We start from the raw sequence: 17,904 nt of genomic DNA, 5'->3' as shown, positions 1-17,904 counted from the left end.
CCCGGTAGAAATCTCCACATGACCGCCTCCGGAGCCCTGTTCGCCCCGTCCGCCCCGCTCGCGCGGACTGCCCCGCCCCCGAAACGCGGCGTCCCGCCCGGAGGGACCGGGCGGGACGCGACGAGCGGGATACGGCGGCGGACGGGGGGTCCATTCCTGTGGGCTACGGGCTCACGGGCTCACGGGCTCACCAGGGTGTTCTCGTTCACGCGCCCGGCGAGGTAGTCGTCGATGTTCCGTACGGTGGCGTCGACGATCTGGCCGACCGCGGTGCGCGTGAAGTAGCCCTGGTGGGAGCTGATCAGCACCTGGGGGAAGGTCATCAGCCGGGCCAGGGTGTCGTCGGTGATGCCGCCGACGGACCTGTCGACGTAGAAGAGCCCGGCCTCCTCCTCGTAGACGTCGAGGCCGACGCCGTCGAGCCGGCCGGCACGCAGGGCGTCGACCAGGGCCTGGGCGTCGAGGAGGCCGCCGCGGCTGGTGTTGACGAGGATCGCGTCGTCCTTCATGAGGGCGAGCGCCCGGGCGTCGATCAGGTGGTACGTCTCCGGCAGCAGCGGGACGTGCAGGCTGATGAGGTCCGCCTCGGCCAGCAGCCGGTCCAGCTCCACGTACCGCATGCCCATCGCGAGGCACTCCGGGTTCTCCACCACGTCACGGCCGAGCAGTTCGCAGCCGAAGCCCTGGGCGATGCGCGCGAAGACCGTGCCGATCTGCCCCGTGCCGACCACACCGACCGTCATGCCGTGGATGTCGCGCCCCATGAGCCCGGTGAGGCGGAAGTCGAACTCCCGTGACCGGTTGGCCGCCCGTACGGTCCGGCGGTTCACCGCGAGGGCGAGGGCCCAGGCGTACTCGGCCACGGCGTAGGGCGAGTAGTGGGCGACCCTGGCCACGGTGATGCCCGCCTCGCCGGCCGCGGCGAGGTCGATGTTGTTGTAGCCGGTGGAGCGCTGGGCGATCATCCGCGTCCCCCCGTCGGCCAGGCGACGCAGGACCGTGGCGTCCAGCCGGGCGTTGACACCGGTGGACACCACTTCGTGGCCGGCGGCCAGCGGGGCCGTGTCCTCGTCGAGGAACATCTCCAGGCAGCGCACCGCGCAGCGCACCGCGCAGCGGCCCGCCAGGGCCCGTTCCAGCAGGGGCTGTTCGTCGCTCTGCACCTCGAACGCCAGGATCTCCACGCCACGACCTCGCTTCCGCCACGACACCGGGCCGACCGGACCCACACCGGCATTGTGGGCGACCGCGGAGGCGGTCCGCCGCTGCGGAAGGCGTCCGGCGTGTCCCCCGCCCGGGCGAGCGGCCGCCTCGCCGCGGCGCGGAACGGGAGGCCGGCGGGCCGGGCCCGGGCGCGGGCCGGCCGGTGCCCCGTGGGGCGACGGCCGCGAACGCCGGCGGGCCGGGCCCCCGGGGAACGGGGGTCCGGCCCGCCGGGCCGACTTCAGTCCTCGGTGAACTCCTTGGTGACGCACACGTCACCGGGGCCGTTCCAGCACAGCTTCATCAGGTACTTGGCGGCGTAGGGCACCACGTTGTAGTCGAAGGAGCCGCAACCGGCGTCCCCGCCGTCCTGCTTGGTCTCCTTCAACTGCCAGCCGGCCATGTACATGTAGAGCTTGCCGGTGACCCCGTGGCCGTCCGCGCGCGTGTCGCAGACGCGGAAGGTGTCCGGGTCCGGGTCGAGGTGGGTCATCGTGCCGATCGTGTGGCCGCTGCGGGAGAGTCGCAGCGTCGTGTCGGCGGCGGAGGCGGTGCCGCTGCCCGCCGCGATGAGCGCGAACGCGCCCGCCGTCGCCACTGCGGCCCGGGCGTAGGGGAGTTTCCTCATGTCGTACCTCTGCGGTGTCGGTCCTGTGGGGGCCGCTCCACCCTAGCCAGGAACGATCACGTGGCGGGCGGCGGGACCGCCCCGGACCGGGGACCTGCGAAAGTCCGCACGGGAACCACACGCGTTCTCCCGCTCACCGCCCCTGCTCCGCCACGCCCGGACCCCCTCCGACGTGCCGTCGCGGCCTCTTGCCGCTCCCCGCGGCGCCGGCCGGCGACCGTACGATCGCCTCGCTCACGAGCGGGGCGGAACCAGACGCGGCGGGCCGGCGGAGGCTGCCGGGAGGGGAGCGGTCGGATGAGTCCGGACAGTGCTGCACGAGCCGCCGACACGTACGGGCGTCCCGGCGCCGGGGCACCGGTGGGAACCGGCGGCGGCACCCGGCCCTACGAGCGGTCGCCGGCGGAGCTCTTCGCGGAACGGGCGCGCCGGCACCCGGAGCGGTGCGCGGTGGCCGGGCGGGACGCACGGCTCACGTACGCCGAACTGGCCTCGCTCGCCGAGCGGTTCGCGCGCGGGCTGGCCGCGGCCGGGGTGGGCGCCGGGGATGTCGTCGGCATCATGGGGCGGCGGGGCCCGGAGTCCTGCGCCGCGATCCTGGGGGCGGCCTACGCGGGCACGCCCTACCTACCGCTGGACGCGTCCCTGCCCGGCGGGCGGCTGCGCGGCATGCTGGAGGACGCCGGGGCGGCGGTGGTCGTACGGCTGCCGGGCGCGGACGGCGGGGCGTGGGCGGGTCGGGGTGCGGAACACGGGGCGTGGGCGGTTCCCGGTGCGGGTCCGGATGCGGACGGCGGGGCGGGTGCGGGTCCCGGTGCGGTGCGGGTGCTGGAGTACGCCGCCGTGCTGCGCGCCGGCGGCTCCGGTGCCGAGGGGCGTGGCGGGGTGCCGCTGCCGGGCGCGGGGCGGGGTCCCGAGGCACCCGCGTACGTGATGTTCACCTCCGGCACGACCGGAAGGCCGAGGGCGGTCGCCGTTCCGCAGCGCGGGGTGGTGAGGCTGGCGCTGGCCAACGGTTTCCTGGACGTCCGCCCGGAGGACCGGGTGCTGCACACGGCGGCGCTCTCGTTCGACGCCTCGGTGCTGGAGATGTGGCCGGCGCTGCTGAACGGCGCCTGCCTGGTGCCGGCGCCCTCCGAGGTGCTGCTGGCGCCGCACGCGCTGCACCGGCTCGTCACGGACGAGGGCGTCACCGTCCTGTTCCTGACCACCAGCGTGTTCCACATGGTCGCGCGGGAGCGGCCGGAGACGTTCGCCGGGCTCCGGTACGTGGTGACGGGCGGCGAGGCGCTGCGGCCGGACGCGGCCCGGCGGGTCCTCGAACTGGGCAGGCCGCGCCACCTGGTCAACGCCTACGGACCGACCGAGGCGGCGTGCGTCGCGCTCGCCCACGAGGTGACGCACCTACCGGCGGACGCGACGTGCGTCCCCGTCGGCCGTCCGATCGCCGACACCGTCGTCCACGTCCTGCGGGAGGACGGGACGCCCGCGGCGACCGGCGAGGTGGGCGAACTGTACATCGGCGGCGGCGCGCTCGCGGGCGGCTACCTCAACGACCCGGACGCGACCGCGCAGCGCTTCCTCTCCCTGCGCCCGGAGTCCGCCTCGGCCCCCCTCGCGGGTCCCGGCGTCCGCACCGGCGGCGGGCGGCCGCGCGTCTACCGCAGCGGTGACTTCGTCCGTCGCCGCTCCGACGGGGTGATCGAGTTCTGCGAACGCCGCGACGACCAGGTCAAGGTGCGCGGCTTCCGGGTCGAACTGGAGGAGGTCCGCGCCGCGCTGACCCGCCGGCCGGAGGTCGCGGACGCCGTCGTCGTGGCCCGCGACGACGACGGCTCCGGCCGCTCCCTGCACGCCTATGTGACCCCACGCGTCCCCGGCCGCTCCCCCACCGCGCAGGAGGTGCGGGCGTTCCTCGCCGAGGAACTGCCCTCCTTCATGCTCCCGGCGACCGTCACGGTGCTCGACCGGCTGCCGCTGGCTCCGAGCGGCAAGGTCGACCGCGCCGCGCTGCCCGGTCCGGCCGAGGTGCCCGGTCCGGCCGAGGTGCCCGGTCCGGCCGAGGTGCCCGGTCCGGCCGAGGTGCCGGTCACCGCCCGGGAGCGGCACGAGCGGGGGTCGGTGGCCGGGGTGGTGGCGGAGGCGTGGGCGGCGGTCCTGCCGCTCGGCCGGGCGGAGCCGGACGACGACTTCTTCGTGTGCGGCGGCAGTTCGCTGCTGGCCGTTCGGCTGGTGGCGCGCGTACGTCAGCGCCTCGGCCTCGGTCAGCGGCACGGCTACGACCTGGTGACGAGGCTGCTGGCCGAACCGACGGTGAAGGCGTTCACCACCGCCGTGCGGGACACCGTCAGCACCGCGGACGCGGACGCCGTCGACGCCCCGGCCGACCCCCACGCCCTGATCGTCACGACGGGATCCGAGGCCGTGAGCGCCCGGGGAACGGACGCCCGCGCCGTCGGCACCCCGGCGCCCGCCGCCGGCGGCCCCGCGCCCGCCGCCGGCGCCTCCGGAGCGGACGCGGCCCGGGCCTCCGGGGCGGACCGGGGCGCGGCCGCCGTGGACCGCTGGCGGCCCGACCTGCGGTGGGACGTGCCGCCGGTGACCGGCGCGGACCCCCGCCCGGTGTGGCGGGCGCCCCCGCACGTGTTCCTGACCGGCGCCACCGGGTTCGTCGGCGCCCACCTGCTGCGGCAGGTGCTCGACCGCACGGACGCGGTGGTCCACGCGCTGGTCCGCGCCCGGGACCCCGGGCACGCCGAGGAACGGCTCGCCCGGGCCCAGACCCGTCACGGCATCGCACGGCCGCTGCCCGCGCACCGGGTGCGGCCGCTCGTCGGGGACCTCACGCTGCCTCGCCTCGGGCTGGCCGGCCGCGACTGGGAGGAGCAGGCCGGCGGCGCCGACCTCGTCCTCCACTGCGGCGCCGAGGTCAACTTCCTCTACCCGTACGAGAAGCTGCGCGCCGCCAACGTGTACGGCACCCGGGAGGTCATCGCGCTGGCCGCCCGCCGGGCGGTGCCGCTGCACCACGTGTCCACCGTGGCGGTGGTGCACGGCATGGGCGCGGCGGGGGTGCGGGAGGTCGACGAGGAGACGCCGCTGGACCACGTCGAGCTGCTGTCCATGGGCTACACCGAGAGCAAGTGGGTCGCCGAGGAGGTCGTGCGGGGCGCGGGCCGGACGGGGCTGCCCGTCGCCGTCCACCGGCCGCACGAGGTGTCCGGCGACACGACCGGTCACACCTGGAACAGCGGTGCGGCGCTGTGCGAGTTCTTCCGGATCATCACCGAACTGGGATCGGCACCGGACCTGGCCCTCCCCCTGGACCTGGTCCCGGCCGACTTCGTCGCGGGGGCCGTCGTCCACCTCGCCACGCACCGCGCGGCGACGGGGCAGACGTACCACCTGACCAACCCGCGCCCCGCCGCGCTCGACGCGATGGTGGACCGGCTCAGGGCGCACGGGCACCCGATCCGCACGGTCGCGTACCGGGAGTGGATCGACGCCATGGTGGCGCATCTGGCGGAGCGCCCGTCGCACCCCTTCGGCCCGTTCGCCGAGCTGTTCACCACCGAGGCCGCCGCCGGGGGTCTCACGGTCGAGGAGCTGTCCACCACCGGGCACGCCCCCCGGCTGGGCCGCGCGCGTCTCGAGGCGGACCTCGCCGGGAGCGGGCTGGCCTGCCCGCCGGTCGACGCGCGGCTCCTGGACCGGTACATCCGCTACTTCCACGCCTCCGGCTTCCTGCCCGCGCCCGCCACCGCCGGCTCGTGAGAGGACGACCGATGCCCACCCTTCCCGTGACCGTCCCCGACCTGACGGACCCCCGCACCTTCCTGCCGCGGCCGCCCCACGACGTGTGGGCCGCGCTGCGGCGCCAAGACACACTGCACTTCCAGGACCGGCGGGACGCGCCCGGGTTCCACTCGGTCACCCGGTACGCGCACGTCGACGCGGTGCTGCGCGACTCGGCCACGTTCAGCTCCGAGTGGGGCATGACCCTGGACACCGCGCTCGGTGAACGGGACGCGGCGGCCGGGCGCATGATCGAGCTGACCGACCCGCCGCGCCACCAGCGGCTGCGGCGGCTGGTCAGCGGCGGACTGACCCGGTCGGCGGCGGGCGCGATGGACGGTGTGCTGCGGGGACACGTCGACCGGTGGGTGGAGCGGGCGGTACGGGACGGGGAGACCGACTTCGTGGCGGCGGTCGGCGCACGGGTGCCGGCCGCGGCGACCGGCCTGCTGCTCGGCCTGCCGGAGCCCGAGTGGCGGCCCCTGTCCGAGCTCGCCAGCCGTGCCGTGTGCGGCTCGCTCACGGAACACGACCCGGCGGCGGGCGACCTGGCGGCCCGTCGCCGGTCGACGACGACGGCCAACGGACAACTGCTCACGCACCTGGCGGGGCTCGTCGAGGACGAGGACCGCCTCACCCCCGGCGGACTGGTGCGGCGGCTGCTGGAGGCGGACGTCGACGGCGACCGGCTCACCGGGGAGGAGGTCCTCCTCAACTGCCTCAACCTGGCCATCGGGGGCAACGAGACCACCAGGAACGCGACGGCCGCGGGCGTGGAGGCCTTCGCCCGCCACCCCGAGCAGTGGCAATGGCTCCGGGCTCACCCCGAGCACCTGGACCGGGCGATCGAGGAGGTCCTCCGCCACACGACCCCGCCGCTGCACCTGGTACGGACGGTGACGCGCCCGACGGTGCTGAGCGGGACGGCCCTGGAGGCGGGCGAGCTGCTGTGCCTGTGGCTGCCGTCCGCCAACCGTGACGCGGACGTGTTCCCCGACGCGGACGCCTTCCGGGCCGACCGCGCGGCCAACCCGCACCTGTCGTTCACCAGCGGCCGGCACTTCTGCATGGGCGCCGCCCTCGCGCGCACCCAGCTGCGCCTCGTGTTCGGGGCGCTGCTGGCGCGGGTGGACCGGATCCTCGTACGGGGCGCCCCGGCCCGCCGCGCGTCGAACTTCGTCGCCGCCTACGACACCCTGCCGGTCGCCCTGGTGGCCGCCTGACCCACGAACCGGTCGCCGAAGGACGAGGTCCACTCATCACCTGGGGAACGGGCGACCCGTTCTTCCCCGAGCCCGGCCTGACGGGCGCCGCCGGACCGTTCCGTGCCGCGGACGAGTCGGTCACCCGCCGGAACCCGGCAGCTCCGGGCCGTGGCCCTGTGCCGGCGGCGGAGTCGCAGAAGGCCGTGGTGGCGTGCTCCGCGTCAGAGCGCGGGCGGCGGCGAGTTCCTCGCGTGAGGCCTGTTCCACCGCTTCCAGGGAGGCGTAGGCGTCGTCACCGATCGGGATGCGCAGCGGGGCGGGTCCGTCGGCGCCGACGATGCCGAGCACCTGGGCGGCGCAGTCCTCGGGCCGCCCCATGTCGGGGTTCTCCGCCATGCCGCGCACACCGCGCAAGGTCTCGGCGGTCACCGTGGAGTACGCGGAGAGCCGACGGCCCGATTCGGCGAGGGACGCGCCGTAGCGGGTGGCGAAGCCGCCCGGCTCGATCACGGTGACCCGGATGCCCTGCGGGGCCACTTCCGCGGCCAGCGTCCGGCTCATCCCCTCCAGGGCGTGCTTGCCCGTGACGTACGCCCCCAGCCCCGGGAACGGCATGCGACCCGCTGTCGAGGAGATGTTGACGATGTGGCCGTGGCCCTGGGCCCGCATGAGCGGCAGCACCAGACGGACCAGCCGCCAGGGTCCCACGACCAGGGTCTCCAGCTGGTCGCGCACCTCGGCGTCGGAGACCTCCTCGACCGCACCGAACAGGCCGGCTCCCGCGTTGTTCACGAGGACGTCGATGCCGCCCAACAGGTCGGCGGCCACCCGGACCGCTTCCTCGCACTGGGCGGCGTCGCGCAGTTCCAGCGGAATCGGAAGGACGCGTCCCGGCCAGGCAGCGACCAGGTCGTCCAGATCGGCGGTCTTGCGCGCGGTCGCCGCCACGTCGTGTCCCGCACGGGCCGCCGCCGCGGCCAACGCCCGCCCCAGTCCCGAGGAGCACCCTGTCACCAGCCAACGTCTCACCATTCGCCCTCCGTCGCGTCCCGCGCCCAGCCACCCGCGCCCGTCCGGGCCCGCCCCATGGTCCGGCACGAAGGGCTCTGGTGACCCTCGCGGGAAGGGGCGCCATGGCGCACGCCAGGGGCGCGCGCGCAGCGGGACGGTCGTCCCCTCGCGGCCGGCCGGCGGGCCGCGGCGGCCCTCGGTGGCCCTCGGCGGACCGCTTCACATGCGGATGCGGGCGGCGACGGGCAGGTGGTCGCTGCCGGTGCGGGGCAGGGTGCTGATGCCGACGACGGCCGCCGTGCGCGCGAGGACCTGGTCGATGCGGGCAAGCGGCAGCGCGGCCGGCCAGCTGAACGCGAGCGGTGCCGGGGCCGGGCCCAGGCGGTCGGTGACGGGGGCCAGCCCGCGGTCCTCGACCGTGCCGTTCAGGTCGCCGAGGACGATCACCCGGCCGGCCGGTTCCGCGGCGATCGCCCCTCCGAGCAGCGCGGCGCCGGCGTCCCGGGGGCCGGAGCGGAGGCCGGTGGGTCCGATGCGCACGGAGGGCAGATGGGCGACGAGCACGGCGACCTCCCCGTACGGGGTCACGGCGGTCGCGCGCAGTCCGCGGTTCCAGTCGGTGCCGAACCCGGGAGGCCGGATGTCCAGCGGCCGGACGTCCCTGAGCGGGTAGGCCGACCACAGCCCGACCGTGCCGTGCACCGCGTGGTGCGGGTGGCCGGGCGCCAGCGCCGCCCGGTAGGCGGGAAGGGCGGCCCGGGTGAGCTCCTGGAGGGCGATCAGCTGCGGCCGGGCGTCCCGCAGGGTCCTCGCGGTGCCCTCCGGGTCGCTGTTCTCGTCGCTGACGTTGTGCTGGACGACCGTGATGTCGTACGCCGGGGCCCCGCCGGCCGCCGGGGCCCCGCCGTACCGGCCGAGCCACAGGCAGGCCGCCGGGAGCAGCATCAGCATCACGACGGCGGAACGCCGCGCCCGGGCGACGACCAGCAGGACGGGGACGACGAGCCCCAGCCAGGGCAGGAACGTCTCCAGGAGGCTGCCGAGCCGCCCGACCGTGTTCGGCACCGCGCCGGGGAAGGCCAGCAGGCAGGCGGCCGCCGCGGCGAGCACGGCCGGCACCCGGCCCGGCCGGCGCCGGGCCGGACGGGTTCGCGCGTCCGCGCCGGCCACGGGGCGGCCGTGTGCCTGTGGCTCCGGGGTCCCCCGGCGGGTGTCGTTCTCCATCCCCGACGAGGACGCCCCCGCGCACCCGCGGGTTCCCGCAGGGCGACAGTATTCCGGCAGGCCAACGCTCTCGCGGGCCGTGTGCGCGCCCGGCACGCCCCCCCCGGGGGTCGACAGCACAGCGAGGCGAAGCGCCCTAGCGGGGCACGAGGGCGACCTCGGTCGCCTTGACGCCCGTGAACACCGCGGCGCCGTCGGCCAGTCCCAGGTCCGCGGCCGCCGCCGGGGTGATCTCGGCGACCAGGTCGGGGGCCTCGTCGGAGGTGACCAGCACCCGCATCCGGCTGCCGACCGCCGTGATCTCCCGTACGGTTCCGGGCCAGACGTTGCGCGGGCTGCCGGTCGGTCTGTCGCGGTGGAGGGACACCGCCTCGGGGGCGATGATCGCGAGGGCGTCGGTGCCCACGGGGAGGGGTTCGGCGGCCACGACGGTGGTGGTGCCGTCCGAGGGCGCGAGACCGTCGGCCGTGGCGGTCCCCGGCCAGGCGTTGCGGCCGAGCATGCGGGCGACCCACGGGGAGCGCGGGTGCCGGGTCACCTCGGCCGGGGAGGCGTACTGGAGCGCCCGGCCGGCCTCCAGGACGAGGACGCGGTCGGCGAGCGAGACGGCCTCCACCGGGTCGTGGGTGACGATCAGGCAGACGCCGCCGAAGCCGTCGAGGTGACGGCGCAGGGTGTGGCGGACGTGTCCACGGGTGGTCTGGTCGAGCGCGGCGAGCGGTTCGTCCAGGAGCAGCAGCCGGGGGCGGGTGGCGAGGGCCCGGGCCAGGGCGACGCGCTGGGCCTGCCCGCCGGACAGCTGGGCGGGGCGGCGGTGGGCGAGGTGGCCGACACCGAGGCGGTCGAGCCAGCGCTGGGCGTCCTTCGCCGCCTCGCCGCGCGGTACGCCGTGGGCGCGTGGTCCGTAGGCGGTGTTGGCCAGCGCGGTGAGGTGCGGGAACAGGGCGCCGTCCTGCGGGACCCAGGCGACTGCGCGCCGGTGCGGCGGGAGGCCGGTGACGTCGGTGCCGCCGAGCGCCAGCCGGGCGTGGGCGCGGTCGGTCAGGGCGAGCAGTGCGCGCAGGAGGGTCGTCTTTCCGGCGCCGTTGGGGCCGACGACGGCGACGGTGGTACCGGGCGGGGCTTCCAGGACCAGGTCGGCGAACCCGGTGACCTCGGCGTGCAGGGCCCACCTGCCGGAGTCTCCGGGGACGTCCGCGGCCGGCTCGGGCAGCGGTGGGGCGGTGCGGTCGTCGGCGCCGGTACGGGCGTCGGCGCCGGGGCGACGGCCCGTGGCCGCCGGGGCGTGTCCGCGCGGAGCCGCCGACCAGCGGCCGCGCAGGGCGACGAGGACCGCCATCGCGACGGCGAGCAGCAGCAGGGACACGGACGTGGCGGCCTCCGGCTGCTCCTGGAGGAGGAGGTAGACCTGGAGGGGCAGCGTCTGCGTCCTGCCGGGCAGGTTGCCGGCGAAGGTGATGGTGGCGCCGAACTCGCCGAGGGCGCGTGCCCACGTCAGCGCGGCGCCCGCCACGAGTCCTGGCGCGACGATCGGCAGGGTCACGGTGCGGAAGACGCGGAACGGTGACGCGCCGAGTGACGCGGCGGTCTCCTCGTACCGCCGGTCGAGCCCGGCGAGCGCGCCCTCCAGGGTGATGACGAGGAACGGCATGGCGACGAACGTGGCGGCGACGACCGCGCCGGAGGTGTGGAACGGCAGGGTGACGCCGAACCAGTCCTCCAGCCAGGGTCCGAGGACGCCGCGGCGCCCGAACGCGAGGAGCAGCGCGACCCCGCCCACCGTGGGCGGCAGCACCATGGGCAGCAGGACGAGCGACCGGACCAGCGCCTTGCCGGGGAAGGACACCCGGGCCAGCAGCCAGGCGAGGGGTACGCCCAGCAGCAGGGACAGGCCCAGGGACCAGAAGGACACGACGAGGGAGAGCTTCAGCGCCTCGACGGCCTCCGGGGTGCCGAGGTGCGCGCCGACATCGCCCCAGGAGGTGCGGGAGAGCACACCGACGAGCGGGAGCAGCAGGAAGGCCACGGCCGCGAGCGCGGGCAGGGCCAGGGCGACGGGGGTGCGTGGGGCGAGGCGTCTCATCGGTGTCCTGTCGGAGCCTCGGACCTCGGACCGGCCTCGGACCGGGCCTTGACCGGACCTTGAGCGGACCTTGACCGGACCTCGGACCTGGACCGGACCCCGGCCGGATCTCGGTTCTCGGTCGGGTCCTCGGTGCGTGGTCGTCCGGTCCTGGGCTGCGCGGTCCGGGACCGTGCGGCCCTCGGTGCTCGGTCGTCGGTCGTCGGTCGTCGGTGCTCGGTGTGCTCGGTGCTCGGTCGGGGGTGCGGGGCGTTTTCGGGAGGCGTCGGGGGCCTGCGGGGGTGTACGGGTCAGGGCTGCTGGAAGCCCGCTTCCTTGAAGATCTTCTGCGCCTCGGGGCCGGAGAGCCAGGCGACGAACGCGTCGGCGGCCTCCGCGTGCGCGGAACCCTTCAGCGCGGCGGCGGGGTACTCGGCGACGGCGTTCTGCGCGTCGGGGATCGTGACGGCGTCCACCTTGCCGGCGGCGGTGGCGGCGTCCGTCCGGTAGACGAGCCCCGCGTCGGCCTCGCCGAGTTCCACCTTGCTGAGGACGGCGCGGACGCTGGGCTCCTGGGACACCGGCTCGACCGCGACCTTCTGGGCGTCGAGGATCTTCCTGCTGTACTTGCCGGCCGGCACCTCCGGGGCGGCGAGGACCACCTTGAGCCGCGGGTCGCCGAGGTCCTTCAGCGTGGCGATCTTCCGGGGGTTGCCCTCGGCGGTGGCGATGACGAGCCGGTTCTTCGCGATGACGGTGGGCGTTCCGGCGTCCTCCTTCACGAGGTCCATGCTCCTGGTGTCGGCGGTGACCAGGGCGTCGGCCGGGACGCCCTGCCTGACCTGGGCGACCAGTTCCTGCGAGCCGGCGAAGGAGAAGGTGATCCGGGTTCCCGGGCGGGACTTCTCGTACGCGGCGCCCGCCGTCCTGAACACATTGGTGAGCGAGGCGGCGGCCAGGACGGTGAGGTCCGCCGGCGGGGCGGCGGAGCCGGCGCTCCGGGGCGCCGGGGCGGCGCCCGTCCCGCCGTCGCCGGCGCACGCGGCCAGGGGCGCCAGCAGGGCGGCGGCCAGGACGGCGGTCGCGGCGCGGCGGGTGGGGGTCGGGGGCATCGGGTCGACTCCTGGGTGTGTGGTGCGCGCCGGGGCGAGGGCCCCGGGCGGGGTGAGGTGCGCGGTGCCGGGGACGGTGGGCGCCGACGCGGCCGGTGCCGGGCGGAGGACGCGGGTCAGACGCGGTCGATGTGCACGTTCGTGGACTTCACGCGGGCGGTGGCCCGCATGCCGACCTCCAACCCCAGTTCCTCGACGGCCTCGCGGGTGAGCAGGGAGACGAGTCGGTGCGGCCCGGCCTGGATCTCGACCTGGGCCGCGACGTCGCCGAGTTTCACGGCGGTGACGATGCCGGGGAAGGCGTTGCGGGCGGTGGTGTAGGGCCCGTCCTCCTCTCCCTGACCGCCCTGGGCGGCCGCGGAGCTCTGGGCGATCTCGATCGAGAAGGCGGCGAGGTCCCGTCCGTCGATGAGACGGCGGCCCGCTTCGTCGCGGTGTGTCGCGATCCGGCCGGCGTCCGCCCAGCGGCGCGCGGTGTCGGGGCTGACGCCCAGAAGCCGTGCGGCCTGGCCAATAGTGTAGGACTGCATGTGCGCCACGCTAGGCCCCCCGAGCCCGCATCTGCAATTGTCTGCGGCTTCCTCCATGGCAGATGCGGCTCCCTGGGCGGAAGCGACGAATACGGGTTCCCCGGCCGGTGCGGCCCCGCCCCGGCCCGCCCCGGAGGCGGGCGGGAACCCCCGGCCGCCCGGCCGTGGCGTACGCCGGTCCGGTGACCGTGCCCCGGAGGCTTCGCTTCCGATCCGCGCCCTGCCCGGCCGGTACTGACGGCCGGTCAAAAAGGTTGTCCGGCTTGCCTCGTTCCGGGAACCAGGGGGGCGCGTCGAGACTCATGGTCCATGAGTACGGGAGACGGCGCGCCGGAGCGCCGGTGCTCCCGCGGTTTCTACGCGTACGCCATCCCGCGTGCCGTACCGAGCGAGTCGAGGACCTTACGTGACCGTGTCACCGCACCGCCGCCTGGCGGCCGGCGCCACCCTGATCGCCGCCGTCGTGGCCGGCGTCGCCCCCGCCACCTCCGCCCATGCCGCGCCTTCCGCGCCCACCGTCCCTTCGGCGCCCGCCGTCACCCGCGCGGCCACGCCCACTCCCGTTCCCGCCCCCGACATGGAGGGCGTGGCCGGGGCTCTGAGCGCCGCGATGACCAACGGCGCGCCGGGGGCGATGGCCCGGTTCACCGGCCCCGACGGGGTCCAGGTGCGGACGGCGGGCGTCAGGGACCGTGTGTCGGGCGCGGCCATGGACACCCGGGCGCGGTTCCGCATCGGCAGCGTCAGCAAGACCTTCTCGTCCGTGGTGCTGCTCCAGCTGGTCGACGAGGGCCGGGTGGAGCTCGACGCTCCGGTGAACCGGTACCTGCCCGGGCTGCTGCCGGACGACCGGATCACGGTGCGGCACCTGCTGACCCACCGCAGTGGGCTGGCGGACCACACCGACAAGATGTTCGCCCAGACGGTGCCCGGCTTCGAGGCCGTGCGCAACCGGGTCTTCAGCTACCAGGAGCTGCTGGACCTCTCCCTGAGCGAACCGCGCACCACGGAGCCCGGCGTGGCGTACAAGTACTCCAACGCCAACTTCGTGGTGGTGGGGATGCTCATCGAGAAGACCACCGGCAAGAAGGTCGGCCAGGAGTACGAGCGCCGCATCATCAAGCCGCTGAAGCTGCGCAACACCTCGTACGTGCACCCCGACACCCGGATCAAGGGCCTGCACGCCCGGGGCTACCTGCACCCGGACGAGGCCGGCGCGCCGCTGGTCGACTCCACGGAGCAGACGGTCTCGTGGGCGCAGTCGGCCGGTGCGGTGATCTCCGACCCGGCGGACCTGAACACCTTCATGACCGCGCTGATGCGCGGCAGACTGCTGTCGCCGGCGATGCTGGACGCGATGACCACGGTCACGCCGACCGACGCCACGAACACCCGCTTCTACGGGCTGGGCCTGCGCCGTTACAACCTGACCTGCGGCGCCCAGGTGTTCGGGCACACCGGCACCGTGCAGGGGTTCTACACCTACGCCTTCGCGACCCGCGACGGCCGCCGCAGCCTCTCGGCGATGGCGAACACCTCGAACCGCGGGGCGGCCAACACGGCGCTCGGCGGGACGCTGGAGGCGGCGTTCTGCGGGAAGAAGCCGGCCGCGGCGGGGGCGCGTTCCGCGCGGAGCGTCCCGGTGCTGCCGGCCGAGGCCGACCTGCCCGAGCGTCGCTGAGACCGGCTGCCGGGCACGCGGGACCGCCGGCCGTGACGGTCGCCCGGTCCCGCGGGTCCGCGCGGGGCCGGCCGCCGGCGCGCCGGGGGGCGACCACCGGGCTGACGGAGGGGCCGGTGGGACCCGCATCGGCCGCCCGTTGACGCCCCGGCCCATCCCCAGCCGGTGCCTCGGGCCCTCCGCCGGTGCTCCGGCCCACCCCCGCTGACGCTCGGCCCGTCACCGGCCCCGCCCGGCGGGCCGGCCGGCCGTGCGCCGGCGGGGGTGGCGGTCCGGGCGCCGGGCCGGTCGGCGGGCCTTCGCGCGCCTGGGCGGCCGGGCCGGTCAGCGGGCCTTGCGCGCCTGGGCGGCCCGGCGGGCCTCCGCGAGCTTGCGGGCCTCTGCGGCGCGGCGGGACTCCTTCGGAGGGCGGCCCGTCCGGGTGCCCATGCCCTGGAAGGGCGCCCCGGCGCTCTTGGTCCGGCCGCCGCCGTCACCGGCCGGAGGGCGCCTGGCACCGGTGATGCGGGTGAGTGCCTCTTCGCCGGACCGCACCTGGGTGACGGTCGCCCGGACGCCGGCGTCCGCCATCATCCGGTTCACGTCACGCCGCTGGCCGGGGGTGACGAGGGTGACCACGCGGCCCGACTCCCCCGCGCGGGCCGTGCGGCCGCCGCGGTGGAGGTAGTCCTTGGGGTCGGCGGGCGGGTCGACGTTGACGACCAGGTCGAGGTCGTCGACGTGGATGCCGCGGGCCGCGACGTCGGTGGCCACCAGGACCGTGACGGCCCCCTCCCGGAACTGCGCCAGGGTGTGCGTGCGCTGAGGCTGGGACTTCCCGCTGTGCAGCGCCGCGGCCCGTACGCCGCTGTCCCGCAGGTGACGGGCGAAGCGGTCCACGCCCAGCTTGGTGTCGAGGAACATCAGCACCCGTCCGTCCCGGGCGGCGATCTCCGTCGCGGTGGCGTACTTGTCGGCCGGGTGGACGTGCAGCACGTGGTGCTCCATCGTCGTGACCGAGCCCTCCAGCCGGTCGACCGAGGCGAACACCGGGTCGTGCAGGTGGTGCCGGACCAGCTGGTCGACGTTGCGGTCGAGCGTGGCCGAGAACAGCATGCGCTGCCCGTCGGCGGGCGTCTGGTCCAGGATCTCCATGACCTGCGGCAGGAACCCCAGGTCGCACATCCGGTCCGCCTCGTCGAGCACCGTGATCCGCACGTGGTTCAGGAGGCAGTCGCGCCGGGAGACCAGGTCGGCGAGCCGGCCCGGGGTGGCCACGACGACTTCGGCGCCGGCCTTGAGGGCCGCCGCCTGCTTCCCGATCGACAGCCCGCCGACGACGGTCGCCAGCCGCAGCCCCAGCACCCGCGCGTAGGGCTCCAGCGCGTCGGTCACCTGCTGGGCGAGCTCCCGGGTCGGGACGAGGACCAGGGCCGGGGGCCGCTTGGACTCGGCGCGCCGGCCCGCCGTGCGGGCGAGCAGCGCCAGCCCGAACGCCAGCGTCTTGCCGGAGCCGGTCCGCGCGCGCCCCAGGACGTCACGGCCCGCGAGGGCGTTCGGCAGGGTGGCCGCCTGGATGGGGAAGGGTTCGCGCACCGACAGGCCGGTCATGGTGGTGAGCAGGGCGGCGGGCAGGTCCAGCTCGGCGAAGGTCGCGGCGGGCGGCAGGCCCGGGACCACCGTCGCGGGCACCGAGAGCTCGCCCCCGGGCGCCGCCGCTCGGCCGGTCCGGTCGGCGCCGGGGCGCCCGGCGGCTGCTGGCTTGGCGTTCATGGGGACCCTTCCTCGATGCGGCGCCGGAACGGGCCGGGGCCCGTACCTGCTGGTACGGGCCCCGGCCGCGTCGAAGCGTGAGGGCCATCCTACCCGTGCCCGTCATTTCCTGTCGTCGGCCCGCAGCTCCTCCGGGCCGGCGTGCTCGCCCGGTGTCGCGAGCTCCTCGACGGCGTCGACGCGGACCACCGCGCCGGTCGACTTCTTGGCGCGCCTGAGCCGGCGCTCGAGCCACGAGGCGAAACTGGTGAGGGCGAAGTTGAGGGCGACGAAGACGACCGCCACGACGGTGAAGCTGGCGATGGTGTTCGCGCCGTAGTTGGCGCTCATCGGCCGGACGGAGGCGAGCAGCTCCGAGAAGTTGAGCAGCGCGCCGCCGAGCGCGGTGTCCTTGACGATGACGACGAGCTGGCTGACCAGCGCCGGGAGCATGGCGGTGACCGACTGCGGAAGCAGCACGTGGGTCATGGTCTGGCCCTTGCGCATGCCGATCGCCTTGGCCGCGTCGGTCTGCCCGCTGGGCAGGGACAGGATGCCCGCCCGGACGACCTCGGCGAGGACCGAGGCGTTGTAGAGGAAGAGCCCGGTGACGACGGCGTACAGGGGGCGGGTCTCCGGGCTGATGTCGGTGAACTCGGCGTAGGCGGCGTTGGCGAACAGCATGAGGATCAGGACCGGGATGGCGCGGAAGAACTCCACCACCGTGCCGGCCGCGCCGCGCACCCACGCGTGTTCGGAGAGGCGGCCGATGCCGAGAAGCGCGCCGAGCGGGAGGGCGATGGCCATCGCGAGTGCCGCGGCGATCACCGTGTTCTTGAGGCCGGGGAGGATGTACGTCGTCCACGTCCGGGCGTCCGTGAAGAACGGCTCCCACTTGGCCCACTCCAGCTGGTTCTTGTCGGCGAGGCTCAGCCCCACCCACCAGATCACCGCGGCGAGAGCCAGCAGGAACGCCATGGTGTAGAGGACGTTGCGGCGCCGCGCCCGCGGGCCGGGGGCGTCGTACAGTGCGGACGGTCTGCCCCTCATCGCTTCACCGCCACCTTCTTGCTGACCCACCCGAGGAAGAGGCCGGTCGGGAGGGTGAGGCAGATGAAGCCGAAGGCGAAGGTCATGGAGATGAGGATCAGCTGCGCCTCGTTCTCGATCATCTCCCGCATCAGCAGGGCGGCCTCGGCGACGCCGATGGTGGCGGCGACGGTGGTGTTCTTGGTGAGGGCGATGAGGACGTTGGCCAGCGGTGCCACGACCGACCGGAAGGCCTGGGGCAGCACGATCAGCCGCAGCACCTGCGGGAAGCTCAGCCCGATGGCACGGGCCGCCTCGACCTGGCCGGCCGAGACGGTGTTGATGCCGGACCGCAGCGCCTCGCAGACGAACGCCGAGGTGTAGGTGATCAGCCCGAGCACGGCGAGCCGGAAGTTGATGGTGGTGAAGTCCTTGGCGCCGAGGCTGATGCTGAGCGTCTGGAACAGGCCCAGCGAGGTGAAGACGATGATCACCGTGAGCGGGATGTTCCGGACGATGTTGACGTAGGCGGTGCCGAAGCCCCGCATGAGGGGGACGGGGCTGACGCGCATGGCGGCCAGCATCGTCCCCCAGATCAGGGAGCCGATCGCGGAGTAGACGGTGAGCTGCACCGTCACCCAGAAGGCTCCGAGCAGGTTGTACCCCTCGAGGAAGTCGAACACGTCGGCTCCC

The 17,904-nt window shown here is 75.2% G+C and carries 13 protein-coding genes; 3 read left to right on the top strand and 10 right to left on the bottom strand.

The window, feature by feature from the left end; all coding sequences use genetic code 11:
* Positions 1-179 precede the first annotated feature (179 nt).
* Both A4V12_RS04670 and A4V12_RS04665 read right to left on the bottom strand, forming a co-directional pair.
* The gene (locus A4V12_RS04670; protein WP_064067916.1) at positions 180-1,184 is read right to left on the bottom strand and encodes a 2-hydroxyacid dehydrogenase; all 1,005 of its coding nucleotides are present in this window, start codon (positions 1,182-1,184) and stop codon (positions 180-182) included.
* Positions 1,185-1,444: 260 nt separating this feature from the next.
* A complete protein-coding gene (locus tag A4V12_RS04665; protein WP_064067915.1) occupies positions 1,445-1,831 on the bottom strand; it encodes a hypothetical protein in 387 nt (128 codons plus the stop codon).
* Between the two features lie 297 nt (positions 1,832-2,128).
* Here A4V12_RS04665 and A4V12_RS04660 point away from each other — a divergent pair, with 297 nt between their 5' ends.
* Positions 2,129-5,605 carry an amino acid adenylation domain-containing protein gene (locus tag A4V12_RS04660; protein ID WP_079136808.1) on the top strand — a complete coding sequence of 1,159 codons (3,477 nt, stop codon included), beginning with the start codon at positions 2,129-2,131 and terminating at the stop codon, positions 5,603-5,605.
* 11 nt (positions 5,606-5,616) lie between these two features.
* Positions 5,617-6,849, top strand: a complete 1,233-nt coding sequence (locus tag A4V12_RS04655; RefSeq protein WP_064067913.1) for a cytochrome P450 — start codon at positions 5,617-5,619, stop codon at positions 6,847-6,849.
* Positions 6,850-6,969: 120 nt separating this feature from the next.
* On the opposite strand, the gene A4V12_RS04650 is transcribed toward A4V12_RS04655, so the two are convergent.
* The 5 genes from A4V12_RS04650 to A4V12_RS04630 form a co-directional block, all read right to left on the bottom strand.
* Positions 6,970-7,863: an SDR family oxidoreductase gene (locus A4V12_RS04650; protein ID WP_064067912.1), complete on the bottom strand. Its 894-nt coding sequence runs from the start codon at positions 7,861-7,863 to the stop codon at positions 6,970-6,972.
* A gap of 198 nt (positions 7,864-8,061) precedes the next feature.
* On the bottom strand, positions 8,062-8,961 hold the full coding sequence (locus tag A4V12_RS04645; RefSeq protein WP_423564183.1) for an endonuclease/exonuclease/phosphatase family protein: 900 nt from the start codon (positions 8,959-8,961) through the stop codon (positions 8,062-8,064).
* A gap of 241 nt (positions 8,962-9,202) precedes the next feature.
* Entirely contained in the window at positions 9,203-11,149 is a 1,947-nt protein-coding gene (locus tag A4V12_RS04640; protein WP_064067911.1) for an ABC transporter permease, read from the bottom strand.
* A gap of 290 nt (positions 11,150-11,439) precedes the next feature.
* On the bottom strand, positions 11,440-12,240 hold the full coding sequence (modA, locus tag A4V12_RS04635; protein WP_064067910.1) for a molybdate ABC transporter substrate-binding protein: 801 nt from the start codon (positions 12,238-12,240) through the stop codon (positions 11,440-11,442).
* A gap of 116 nt (positions 12,241-12,356) precedes the next feature.
* Positions 12,357-12,770 (bottom strand): TOBE domain-containing protein, encoded by a 414-nt coding sequence (locus A4V12_RS04630; RefSeq protein ID WP_064067909.1) that lies wholly within the window; start codon positions 12,768-12,770, stop codon positions 12,357-12,359.
* Positions 12,771-13,176: 406 nt separating this feature from the next.
* Between A4V12_RS04630 and A4V12_RS04625 the strand changes: the two genes are divergently transcribed.
* Positions 13,177-14,451 (top strand): serine hydrolase domain-containing protein, encoded by a 1,275-nt coding sequence (locus A4V12_RS04625; RefSeq protein WP_064067908.1) that lies wholly within the window; start codon positions 13,177-13,179, stop codon positions 14,449-14,451.
* A 324-nt stretch (positions 14,452-14,775) separates the two neighbouring features.
* Here A4V12_RS04625 and A4V12_RS04620 read toward each other — a convergent pair whose 3' ends face one another.
* The 3 genes from A4V12_RS04620 to A4V12_RS04610 form a co-directional block, all read right to left on the bottom strand.
* Positions 14,776-16,203: a DEAD/DEAH box helicase gene (locus A4V12_RS04620; RefSeq protein ID WP_064067907.1), complete on the bottom strand. Its 1,428-nt coding sequence runs from the start codon at positions 16,201-16,203 to the stop codon at positions 14,776-14,778.
* Between the two features lie 102 nt (positions 16,204-16,305).
* On the bottom strand, positions 16,306-17,232 hold the full coding sequence (locus A4V12_RS04615; RefSeq protein ID WP_064067906.1) for an amino acid ABC transporter permease: 927 nt from the start codon (positions 17,230-17,232) through the stop codon (positions 16,306-16,308).
* Positions 17,229-17,894: an amino acid ABC transporter permease gene (locus tag A4V12_RS04610; protein WP_064067905.1), complete on the bottom strand. Its 666-nt coding sequence runs from the start codon at positions 17,892-17,894 to the stop codon at positions 17,229-17,231. Before A4V12_RS04610 ends, A4V12_RS04615 begins: the two co-directional genes overlap by 4 nt.
* Between the last annotated feature and the right edge of the window lie 10 nt (positions 17,895-17,904).

The organism is Streptomyces noursei, from assembly GCF_001646665.1.
Classification (GTDB): Bacteria; Actinomycetota; Actinomycetes; order Streptomycetales; family Streptomycetaceae; genus Streptomyces; species Streptomyces lavendulocolor.
This window is presented reverse-complemented; position numbering and strand designations above follow the sequence as displayed.